The 11,841-nt window shown below is 52.6% G+C and carries 10 protein-coding genes; all 10 read left to right on the top strand.

Features of this window, described 5'->3' with window-relative positions:
- Nucleotides 1–62: 62 nt before the first annotated feature.
- Nucleotides 63–1,913, top strand: coding sequence for a transposase (locus L3J03_02025; protein ID MCF6289772.1), 1,851 nt, complete (start codon nucleotides 63–65; stop codon nucleotides 1,911–1,913).
- 65 nt (nucleotides 1,914–1,978) lie between these two features.
- Complete coding sequence (locus L3J03_02030) at nucleotides 1,979–3,193, top strand: glycosyltransferase (protein ID MCF6289773.1); 1,215 nt, start codon at nucleotides 1,979–1,981, stop codon at nucleotides 3,191–3,193.
- Between the two features lie 284 nt (nucleotides 3,194–3,477).
- Nucleotides 3,478–4,197: a class I SAM-dependent methyltransferase gene (locus L3J03_02035; GenBank protein ID MCF6289774.1), complete on the top strand. Its 720-nt coding sequence runs from the start codon at nucleotides 3,478–3,480 to the stop codon at nucleotides 4,195–4,197.
- Nucleotides 4,198–4,332: 135 nt separating this feature from the next.
- A complete protein-coding gene (locus tag L3J03_02040; protein MCF6289775.1) occupies nucleotides 4,333–5,394 on the top strand; it encodes an NAD-dependent epimerase/dehydratase family protein in 1,062 nt (353 codons plus the stop codon).
- 374 nt (nucleotides 5,395–5,768) lie between these two features.
- Nucleotides 5,769–6,674 carry a glycosyltransferase gene (locus tag L3J03_02045; GenBank protein ID MCF6289776.1) on the top strand — a complete coding sequence of 302 codons (906 nt, stop codon included), beginning with the start codon at nucleotides 5,769–5,771 and terminating at the stop codon, nucleotides 6,672–6,674.
- A gap of 94 nt (nucleotides 6,675–6,768) precedes the next feature.
- Nucleotides 6,769–8,004 carry a glycosyltransferase family 4 protein gene (locus L3J03_02050; GenBank protein ID MCF6289777.1) on the top strand — a complete coding sequence of 412 codons (1,236 nt, stop codon included), beginning with the start codon at nucleotides 6,769–6,771 and terminating at the stop codon, nucleotides 8,002–8,004.
- Nucleotides 8,005–8,013: 9 nt separating this feature from the next.
- Nucleotides 8,014–9,348, top strand: a complete 1,335-nt coding sequence (locus L3J03_02055; GenBank protein MCF6289778.1) for a glycosyltransferase family 4 protein — start codon at nucleotides 8,014–8,016, stop codon at nucleotides 9,346–9,348.
- Nucleotides 9,349–9,387: 39 nt separating this feature from the next.
- Complete coding sequence (locus L3J03_02060) at nucleotides 9,388–9,996, top strand: acyltransferase (protein MCF6289779.1); 609 nt, start codon at nucleotides 9,388–9,390, stop codon at nucleotides 9,994–9,996.
- Between the two features lie 180 nt (nucleotides 9,997–10,176).
- Nucleotides 10,177–11,109 (top strand): sulfotransferase, encoded by a 933-nt coding sequence (locus L3J03_02065; GenBank protein MCF6289780.1) that lies wholly within the window; start codon nucleotides 10,177–10,179, stop codon nucleotides 11,107–11,109.
- A gap of 6 nt (nucleotides 11,110–11,115) precedes the next feature.
- Nucleotides 11,116–11,841 (top strand): glycosyltransferase (locus L3J03_02070; GenBank protein ID MCF6289781.1); only part of this gene is annotated, 726 nt, incomplete at its 3' end.

Raw genomic sequence — 11,841 nt, forward strand, 5'->3', positions numbered from 1 at the left:
AAAATTATTAATGGCAAACCTTAAAACAAATTCGGGTAGGCGCATCACCCCCTCTCTGTTTTTTGATTATTGCCTCTGCTGTCAACAACTTCAAGGCGATTGGGCGCGAAACCAATATTAACCGTTATCGCCACTTGCCATGTTTTAACTTATTATTTGTTGACTTTTTAATCGTCACGATATATAACGTTTGCATGCGTGATGCTTCCTTTTTTATAAACCCTGCTCTTGACTGGCAGAAACGGTATGAGGCACTTCGGGCCTTCTTTGTTGAACGTCTGCCTGCCAAAATTGTGGCTGAACGCTTTGATTACTCACCCGGATATTTTCGTTTGCTCTGTCACCAGTTCCGAACCGGCAAGATTGATTTCTCGGAACCTGTACCGGAAGGGAAGACCAAGCGCCGGCGCATCTCTGAGGAGGTTCGCAAAAAGATCGTCGATTGGCGCAAGCAACGTTTGTCCGCCGGTGACATCACCGAACTGCTCAATGAAGATGGCGTGGAAATCTCAATCCGCACGGTTGAGCGAGTGTTGGCGGAAGAAGGCTTTCCAAAGCTTCCCCGGCGAACCCGGTTGAAAATAGGCCTTACCGTCAAAAAGGCTGAGGTGCCGCAACGTTCCGAAACCATATCTCCTGCCGGTGTTGAAGGTGATCTATGGGAATCCTCCGGTGCCGGTGTTTTTCTTTTTGCCCCCTTCCTGGCTCAATTCGATATCGATAAAATTATCCGGAGTGCCGGTCTTCCCGGAACAAAGTATATCCCGGCCCAGAACTACCTGCTCTCGTTTCTGGCCCTAAAACTTCTTGGCACTGAGCGGTACGCTCATGTGAGCGACCACGCCTTTGATCCGGGTCTCGGGTTGTTCGCCGGTCTCAATGTGTTGCCGAAGTGTACGGCTCTCTCGACGTATGCATACTCCTTGGATGGAGTCCATCTCCTGCGCCTCCAACAAGCATTTGTCAAAAAGGCGTCGGACCTTGGTCTTTACAAGGGAGACATTATTAATCTCGACTTCCACACCGTCCCCCATTTCGGCGACGAGTCCGTGCTTGAAAAGCATTGGGCCGGGGCACGGAATAAAACGATGAAAGGGGCGCTGACCCTGTTTGCCCAGGACGCTGAATCCAAGCTTATCCTCTATACAAGTGCCGACATCAAGAAAGACGAGACCGATGATCAGGTTCTCCATTTCCTGGCATTCTGGCGAGATATTCACCGGGGAGTGGAACCCACTTTTGTTTTCGACTCAAAATTCACCACCTATACCCATCTCACAGAGCTTGACATCCTGGGGATCAATTTCATCACCCTGCGACGTCGGGGGAAAAAGCTTCTTGACCAAGTGGAGCGACTGTCACCATGGAAACGGATCACCATACCCCATGCCAAACGAAAATATCCCAACCCCCTGGTACATGATTCTTTGATAATCCTTCGTGGTTATGAAGGTAAAATCCGGCAGGTGGTGATCCGCGGCAACGGCCACGAGAAGCCTACCTTCCTTGTCTCGAACGACCACGATACTCCGGTTGAACTCTTGGTGGGCAACTACGCACGCAGGTGGCGAGTTGAAAACGGTATTGCCGAAGCAGTGAAATTCTTCCACCTGAATGCTCTCTCTTCGCCAATCCTTATCAAGGTTCAATTCGATGTAATCATGACAATGATCGCCGACACCTTGTATTGTATGCTGGCCAAAAAACTCCGTGGTTTTGAGTCTTGCGACGCCCCCGAGATATATCGCCATTTTGTCCGTACAAGCGGAACAGTACAAGTATGCAACGGAGAGGTCACGGTTACGTATCCTCGGCGTGCTCACAATCCCATACTTCGGGCAGTACCGTGGGATAACCTTCCAAAAGCAATACCGGGATTCGGGGGTGTAAAACTCAATTTGGTCTTCAAGTAGAGGGCTCCAAATGTTATATTCCTATGACGGTTAAAGCAACGCGAAAATCGGTGTTGGAGGTATTTATGGACATTTTGATTAAGCCTCCGGCAAGAATTTTACGCGCCCTTCTATGGCACGCTTGGGGTCGGTGGATTGTTCTTGGGCGAACCGCGATAAAGAGCTTTTTTAAAAAATATACCAGTTATCCTGTAATTAGGGTGGGTGGTGGCACTTCAGGAAAAGCTCTTCTGTGTTATGTGTTGGAGCCTCATCTGTCCAATTATGATAACTCACAAAGAAGCGTTCACTGCAACCAATGGCGGACACTTGCAATTGCAGAAATTATTAAATCATTAGGGTTTACAGTTGATGTTACGGACTGGCGAAACTGGTGGTCTCCTCATGCCAAGAACTACGACCTTGTGATTGGCCTTGGGCGGGCATACACAAGTAGCTGTAAAAAAAAGGCAAAGGGATGTACGAAAATTTATTTAGGAACAGGGGCTTTTTTTGACCAAGCAATCGCAGGAGAAGAGTTACGGATTGAAAATCTTTACCAACGCAAAGGTAAAAAACTTACCCGTCGTTATCGAACCGAGAGAGACCTCGGACCTTTGTTTTCAGATGCCATTTTTGTAATTGGTAGCGACTGGGTGGTAGAAACATATAAGCAGATATCTCAATCTCCGATCTATAAACTTCCAAATTCGGTTGTGACTGGTGTTTCGAATACGACCGAGCGAAAAGATTACAAGGTGGCACGAAGGCATTTTCTTTGGCTTGCAAGCTTTGGAGCTGTTCATCGGGGGCTTGATTTGCTTTTGGAGGTTTTTTCCGACTTGCCGGAGTATCATCTCTGGATTTGCGGGAATGTGAGTAGGGAGTCAGATTTTGTAGCCATCTATGATGAGGAATTAAATCATACACCCAATATTCACCATGTTGGGTGGGTTGACGTCACTAGCAAAAAATTTGAGGAACTGACTGCGCGTTGTGCTTATCATGTTTTTCCTTCCGCATCAGACGGAATGCCCGGTGCTGTAATCAATTCGATGAAAGCAGGATTAATACCAGTATTAACTATTGAATCAGGTATGGAAACCCGAGGGCATAGCTTTTTAATTCAAGAATGTAGCCTTGACGGAATTCGCCGAATTATACAACAAGCCGCAGACGTTGACCCGAAAACATTGCAAGAAGAGGCTGAAGCAATTGTTTCTTTTGTTGAAAACAAATATACAAAACAGAGCTTTGCTGAAAGTTTTCGTGGCCACTTACTTTCGGTGTTAAATCGCTGAGATGGCAAGTTGAATTGGTGATAATCTTGATGTGTTAAGGTCCTATGGTTCAATTCATGGACGCATGTAGAAAATGCAGGGTTTGTTCAAGTAAAAAACTCCAATTATTGGGATGTTGTCCTCCTATTCCTTCTTCTGTAGTCGAGTTTTTTCCCAAAGAAATCAAAGCCGGGATAAACCCAGGTTCTCTATGGAGGTGTCAACAATGTGGAGTAGGGTTGCGTATCCCTTGTTTTACGGAGGGCCAACTTGAGGCAATCTATAAAAGGATGCCTTCAGGCCAGATGAACTATATTTTCCAGACGAATGAAGCCTGGCGAAGAACACGTGAGTACCTCGTCCGAATCTGGGGTGAAAATGATCAACCTTTTGTGCTCGACATTGGATGCAATGAGGGACTTTTCCTGGCAGGGTTACCTGTTTCCTGGAAAAGGCACGGAATTGAAGCTTCAAGAGAGTCTTGCTTGACGGCACGATCCAACCAAATAAAAATCATTGGCCATTTTTTGGGTGATGACCCCACGCCTTGGCATGGTCGATTTGATATTGTCTGTCTTTTTGATGTGTTTGAGCACCTTCCGAACCCTCAAAAAGGCTTAGCGCAAGCCCTTCGTTTTTTAAAACCCGGGGGTCTTTTTTTTGTTAGTACCGGGAATATAAGGGGATGGACGTGGCAGTGGCTAGGGCCGCAGAATTATTACTTGGCAACGCCGCTCCATCTTTCTTTTGCATCGCCAGAATTTTTTCGTTGGTTCTCTCGGCGTTTTTCAGCGCAGTTAGTAAAAATTATACCGATTAGCCACCGAGCAGGTGGGACGAGGGAAAAAATTGAAGACTTGATTTCTGTTTTATACGAGGGCTTTAGGCAAAAGGGTGGGCTCTTTCGTATACCTCAACGGGCAATTCAATTTCTCCCACGCTGGCGACATCTGATGCATAAAACAAGGCCCCCGTTTTCAGTACACTTGAAAGATCACATTTTGGTTGTTATGCGGCTGGAATGAAACGTGCTTCTATAGGAACAATAACGGCAGAATTGGGCTGGGATCATTGAGTGTTAATAAGGACCACCAAACGCACAGAATCCTGTTTACTGAATGCTTTCTTTATGGGGCAGATAATTAGGAGTACCATTTTGTATGAAATCGGTAGGATCGAAAAAACTTATCATCACCGGCTCCAGCGGCCTGATCGGCTCCGAGGCGGCCGCCTATTTTGACACACTGGGCTGGAAGGTGCATGGGGTGGACAACAACATGCGGGCCGATTTTTTCGGGCCCGACGGCGACACCACCTGGAACCTCAAGCGTCTTCAGGCCTCTTGTAATAATTTCACCCACCACCATCTTGATATCCGGGACCGGGGGGCCGTGCTCAAGCTCTGCGCCGAGATCGACTACGACCTGATGATCCATGCCGCGGCCCAGCCTTCCCATGACCTGGCGGCCAGCCGGGCCTTTGATGATTTCGACGTCAATGCGGTGGGTACCCTGAATCTGCTCGAGGCCACCCGGCAATACCGGCCCGAGGCGGTCTTCTGTTTTACCAGCACCAACAAGGTCTACGGCGACGCCCCCAACGAGATTCCTTTGCAGGAGTTGGAAACCCGGTGGGACTATGCCCGGCCCGAGGACTATAACGGCATTGATGAAAACTGCCGGATCGACCACTGCAAGCACAGCCTGTTCGGCGCCTCCAAGGTGGCGGCCGATATCATGGTCCAGGAGTATGGCCGCTATTTCGGGATGAAAACGGGTTGCTTTCGCGGCGGTTGCCTGACCGGGTCCCATCACAGCGCTGCGGAGCTGCACGGGTTTCTCGCCTATGTGATGCGGGCCACCTTTGAGGGAAGAAAATTCCGCATTTTTGGCTACAAGGGCAAACAGGTCCGTGATAATCTTCATGCCTATGACGTGTGCCGGGCCCTGCACGAGTTCTACAAGAATCCCCGCTGCGGTGAGGCCTATAACCTGGGCGGGGGCCGGGAGAACTCCGTCTCGGTGCTGGAGGCCATAGACAGGGCGGAACAGGCGCTGGCAAAAAAACTGGCCTGGACCTATGTGGACGACAATCGCATCGGCGACCATATCTGCTACATCACCGACCTGACAAAACTTAAGAATCATTTTCCCGATTGGTCCGTCACCCGCAGCCTGGATGATATTTTTGAGGAAATGGGCCGGGCCTGCCGGGCCAGGTAACTTTTATCCCATGCCGACAATGAAAATTCCCGAGCATTTCGCTTAACATGCCAAGGACAAGTTCGAAAAAAAACCCACGGCTTCTTGTCATTGGCGGTAGTCCCCCTGGAACCGGCTGCGTAGGCGAGATAATATTACGGGATATCTGCCTGAATTATCCCGCTGATCACATATGTTGTTTTTCCGTCTGTCATTTTAAATATATAAACTCATATACTCCTCCTCCGGAATTGACCAACATGCCTATTCGTTTGGGTATCTGGAAACACGAGCATGGATATAGGCCTTTTCCCGGAATCCTGGGTTTCCTTGCGGTGTTCATCGCCGGGAGTGTCGCCTTGCCACGGGATGCGAAAAGGCTTGTCAGGGAGGCGGTGGCTTTTGGGAGAGAGCACCGTATTGACAAGGTATTGATGATTCTCGATACCACCACGACAATAGCCATGGGAGCGGAGGTCGCCCGACAGTTATCCGTCCCGCTCCTCTCCCTTGTCTGGGATGCGCCTGAATATTTTTTGGTGGGCAGAAAATGGGATCGTTTTACACGGAATAAATTGCTCGCCCGGTTCGGAGAAACACTGGGCCTGTCTGAGAAGGTGGCGGTGGTCTCGGAGACCATGCAAAAGGACTATAAGAAAAAGTATGGGGCCAGGACCGTCATTGTCCGCCATGGCCTGCGGATGGAAGACTCCATAGAGCAGGCGGCGCGTTTTTCAACCCCCACTGATTTTGTCATCGGCTTTGCCGGCGGCCTCTATGCGCTCAGTGCATGGGAAGCCTTGTTGCAGGCCCTGGCAGAATGTGACTGGCACATTGCCGGCCGGCAAGTCGTGCTCAAGGTCCTGGGGTGGAATTTTCATTTCCGCACTAAAAAGAAGATGAATATTCACTTCCTCGGCTGGCGATCACCAGAGGAGGCCGCTGCAATACTGGCCGGTTGCAATGTGAATTATCTCCCCCATCCTTTTGAGCCGGAATTGTACCACCTGGCCCACTATTCGTTCCCAACCAAGATGAGCACCTACCTGGCGGCCGGCCGGCCGGTATTTGTTCATGCCCCACCCCAGTCCTCCTTGACCCCCTTCTGTACCCGGAATCAGGTCGGTATGTTATGTGAATCACTTGATCCGGCAGAAATCATTGCGGGATTGAAGAAATTAGCTTCCGATCAAGACTATTATTCCGAGTCGGCCCGGCAGGTGTTTGCTTTAACCAGAACCGAGTTTAATAAAGAACACTTCCTGCGCTCTTTTGCCGAGTTTATCGGTATTGCATCGTAACGGGATTACTGTGACCACGACTTGCCCACCGAAGAGAGCCCTTATTCTTTATTCGGCAGCCTCCGGCGCCTGCGGGATAGGCACATGGGTTGATATGTTGAATGCGGCCCTGCGTAAACATGGTTGGGACGTCCGGGTCGGACTTGCCTGGGGAAGAAAATATCACGACCCACGAAAGGTAGAGGCCATGCGGCCGGACCTGAAAACAGTCTGGCTTGATGGCAGGACCGGCACTGAAGAGGGCCGAATCCGCGCCATTGAAAAGGCAATAAAAACAATTCGGCCGGATGTTGTTATTCTGACCTGCCTCCATGATGCCTTTGAGGCGGTGCGACGACTGCGGTATCGCGGGGAGAAATTTCGCCTGCTGGCCACCAACCATGGCAACCTGCCGACCCAGGCGGCTGCGCTGTTGGAGCACCGGGATAGTATCGATATGGTGGTGTGCGTGAGCCGACTCAGCTACGAGGTGATGGCCAAGGCGCCGTCCGGGTTTGAGCCGGAAAGGATTCTCCATGTCGCCAATGCGGTGCCCCTTTCCTCTTCCGGACTTAAGCGGAAGAAAAGAATCCCGCATCGGGTCGGCTATGCCGGTCGCCTGAGTGATGACAAAAGAGCCCGTGACCTTGTCCCCTTTTTTGCGGAGATGCGGAAGAATTGTCCGGCTGCCGAGCTCTGGATCGCCGGGGCTGGCGAGGCGGAAGAAGAGATACGGGCCTTGGCCGAATCCTACCCCGGCAAGGTGCGGTTCCTTGGGCAGTTGTCACCAAGGCAGATGAATACTGATTTTTATCCGCAAGTGGATGTGCTGGTCCATTTTTCGCCCTCCGAGGCGTGGGGGTATACCCTGGCCGAGGCGATGTCCCACCGGGTGGTGGTGGTGGCATCCGATTTCCGGGGGGTATATGCCGACCGGCTCCTTGAAAACGGAGTTAACAGCCGGATTTTTCCGGTGGGCGATACTGCCCGAGCGGCCCAACTGGTTTGTCGTCTTTTGGCCCAGCCGGAAGAGTATGACCGTCTTGCCGACCAGGCCAAAAGGCATATTGAACGGTTTTTTTCCCTGGACACCTTTGCCGACTCCTGGAGCAAGGCGCTTGCCAGGTGTATGGAACTGCCGCCCCTCGCCCGGCCGTCCCGTCCGGCCTCTCTCAATCGAAAGGGCCGACGGGGCATGCCCGAGTCTTTCTGGGAAGGGATGCGCCGTCTTTTGGGGCGCAGGGTCCCCCATGCCAGCCCGGGCGAGGAGTGGCCCCACTATCAATGTCATGACCAGGAGTTGATGAAACGTATGGAAGAATCACTGCACCGGGCAATGAACATAAAATGAGCACGGGTTGTGAATAAGCCGCAACGGATTTTAGTTATCACTCCGTCCGCCTATATCCTGAGCGGGCTGGCCACCTGGCTCGATTATCTGGAGCCGGGATTGCGCAGCCAGGGATGGGAGGTCGTTGTCGGCCTGGTGGCGGGACCCCGCTTTCATCTCCCGGAGAGATATCTTGCCGAACATCCCCACCAGGAGTGGCTCCCGGTCTACTGCGGGACCGGCACTGCCGAGGGGCGGGTACAGGCGGTCTGCAAAGCCATAAAAAAAGTTCGGCCCGCGCTTGTTGTCAGCGTCAATATTCCAGATGCAATACTAGGTGTTGCCAGGCTGCGGCGGGCAGGGTGGAAAGAACTGAGGGTTGCCATGGCGGTCCATGGTATCCAGCCGGACCTCTATCGGGACATGTCCGCCCATCGGGACCTCCTCGACGGGGTTATCTGCACCAACCGGCTCGCCTGCGAGCTTGCTGCGGTTGTGGGAGAAATGGAACGGAGCAGGATATATTATGCCCCATGCGGGGTGGACCTTCCCCGGCCCGGGAAGGGGAACCCGACCCGGAACCCGGACAAGGCTATGCGCATCGCCTGGGTTGGCAGATTGGAACAGGAACAGAAGCGGATCCATGACCTGGAGGGGATCGTCAAGTCCCTGGCCTCCCGGGATGTTTCCTTTACCCTGCTAATTGCCGGCACCGGTCCGGAAGAGACCTCTCTTGCAGAACAACTGACAGATGCTGTTGCCCGGGAGCAGGTAATATTTCTAGGATACCTCTCCCCTTATGAACTGCGAACCCGGGTTTTTGAGGAGGCCGATGTTCTGCTGGTGACCTCATCCTGGGAGACCGGTCCCCTGGTGATATGGGAGGTCATGGCCCATGGAATTGCCGTGGTCAGTTCCGCCTATGTCGGTTCGGGGCGTGAACGTGCCTTGAAGGATAAGAACAATGTTTTGCTTTTTGATGTCGGCGATACCAGGGGTGCAACGGACTGCCTGGAGAAGCTATCGAGAGATCCGGATCTACGGCAGGCCCTGGCCGGCCAGGGAGAGAAACTGATTCGGGAACGGTATACGATTGGGACATCGGTGCGGAATTGGCGCCGGGCCTTTGCCAGGATAGCGGAACATCCCCCTTTGGGCAGCCATGCCCTGGAACCGGCTCAGCCGCCGGCCGGCCGGTTGGACCGCCTTTTAGGGAGGCGGGGGGCAGAGGGTCTTCGAGCCCTGTTGCGAACCAGGGCCGGGGTCAGCGATCCAAGTGGAGAGTGGCCCCATACCCATTCCGGCTCGGCACCCGATGATGAGGGCTTTTGGGTCGTGGCAAAGCAACTGGATCGCCGGGGCTGAACGGGTTCGGGGGAGAAGAATAAAAACGGGCAACGGATTATGGGACTTTCTTCTTTGAAAAACATCTTCCGGGCTATCGCCCTGCTCCGTTATCCGGAGCTGCTTGCCTATCTGGGGGAGCGGCGCTTTGAGATGCTGGAACTGAAACGGATCCGCCATCATTTTCCCACCGCGGTCCTGTCCGATCATCTTGAACTTTGCGCCTATCAAAGGGAACTCCTCATCTTGGGAGAGAAGGTATCGATTGGCCGGGGCACAACGTTGTCCTTCGGCGATGACAGCAACGGATACGGACGAATTACCATTGGCCGGGGGACATGGATCGGCCAGTATAACAATATACGTGCCTGTGAGGACGGGCCGGTAACCATAGGCGCTCATTGTCTCATCTCGCAGTTCTGCTCCCTGGTGGGCTCCGACCATGCCATGGAAAAAGAGCGGCTGATCATCGAGCAGGGAGCGGATCGGAGCCGACTCGGGGTGACCCTTGCCGATGACGTCTGGCTCGGCGCTGGGGTGACAGTGATGCCCGGGGTGACCCTTGGCACCGGGGCGGTGGCGGGTGCCAATTCCGTAGTGCTGGAGTCGGTTCCGGCCTATGAGATATGGGCCGGAAGCCCGGCAAGAAAGATTGGCGAGCGAAAATAGATGTTCTTGCAGGTAAGCGAATGAAAAGAGACTCCGAAAAGCTCAAAGGTTTCAAATGCCATCGAGCAACTTCAACAAATTGGTAAGACGATACACGTCGGTCGTCTGACGACACGATTTCAGACGACTGGCACGTGTCTTTTTTTCCGAAACCGACAACATAATTTGTTACACACTGGAATGGAAGAGATTCAACCGGTTTTCATTATTGGGTGCCCTCGGTCCGGCACCACTGTTTTTCAACGATTCCTGGCGGCCCATAACCGGTTTGCCTGGGTGTCGGATAAGTTGAACCAGCAGCCGGACCGGCTTGAGATCGCCAAGGAAAATAGGCTCTATGATCTTCCCTTGATCGGCATCCGAAACTATATCAAAAGACGGCCGAACACACCCCACCCGGTGGAGCCGTGGAATTTCTGGAACCATTACCTGAAAAATTTTCAATGGCAGCGACATGGCCCGGTTCCTCCCAGAAGGAGGACCAGGGAAGATATCTTTCCGGAGGAGATTGAAAGGCTGAGGTCGGCCGTAAATCGCATCTGCGTCTCTCTCAACAAGGGGCATTTTCTGTCAAAGTATACTGATTTCCCTCGTATCGTCTATCTGCGCCAGGTTTTTCCCAACGCCAAATTTATCCACCTGGTACGGGATGGCCGGGCTGTTGCCTTTTCCTATTACAACCGGGTCCGGAAGGGTGATTTCGCCACCTGGGAAGAGCGCGACTGGTGGATAAAGGGATGGCCGGAAGAGTGGCGCAATGATTTTCTCAACAAACGAAACAACCCTCTCGGGCTTGTCACCTACCAGTGGAAGTTCTTTTTGGACGAGATCTGGGCCGATGCCGAGACGCTTCCAGGGAAGGACTACCTTGAGATAAGCTATGAGGACTTTATTGCCCGGCCCCAACAGGTAATCGGCCGGGTCCTTGATTTCAGCGGATTACGTTTCACCGCGCGGATGAAGTGGTTTGTGGAGCATTATCCCCTGGCAGATATGAACAGGAAGTGGCGTGAAAAATTGGCTCCGCAACAGATACAAATGATTCATGAAATCATAACGGAAAAAAGGTTTGCGAATCTCCTTGTTGGTGAGCAAGGCATGGTGAGGTGGTAGGCAAACATGGCCCAGCCATGCTGGTTATTTGCTATGCCGTCTTTAAAGGAAAAAATTGGCTGCTGGCTCCATGAGCGCTGGAGGACGGAGCTTGTCCTGTCTCCGATGTTGTCACAATTAACAGGGCACCACTGGGTGGACCTGTGCAACCGCCATGAACGCTTGGGCCGGCAGGAGAAAGGGGCGCGTTCCTGTCCATGGGAAGACTCTTCGTTCCTAACCGTGGCCCGTTTTTTTCCAGGGGTCGGGGGACGACTGCTGCGATATTGTCTGACGGAGTGGCCCATTCACTTTCAGGAGAACCCTGCAGGTCACGGCTCTCCTGTTTCGCCTGAGATGAGTGTTATCCTGCCGGTGGGCGGCCGGGACCGGGTGCCGCTTTTTCTGGCCGTCCTCAGAGCATTTTGGGGGCAACGAGCCGACAATATTGAAATCATCGTTGTCGAGTATGCTGTCACGCCGGAATATGAACCTTACTGCCCGGCGGATGTGACCTATCTTTTCCTGCCAATGGAATCGGGCGGCCAGTTTAACAAAAGCCTGGCAATGAACAGGGCCGTGGACCGGGCATCTGCGCCGTTGGTTCTCCTTCATGATGCCGATCTCGTGCCGCCCGCCGCCTATGTGGAGAGCCTGTTGTTCCGGTTCCGGCAGGGGTGGGAGGCGGTCCGCCCGGTCCGCTTTGCCTTTCACCTTGAACAGGATGATTCGGATCGGTTTATTGAAAGCAAA

This window comes from Desulfobacterales bacterium (assembly GCA_021647905.1).
Classification (GTDB): domain Bacteria; phylum Desulfobacterota; class Desulfobulbia; order Desulfobulbales; family BM004; genus JAKITW01.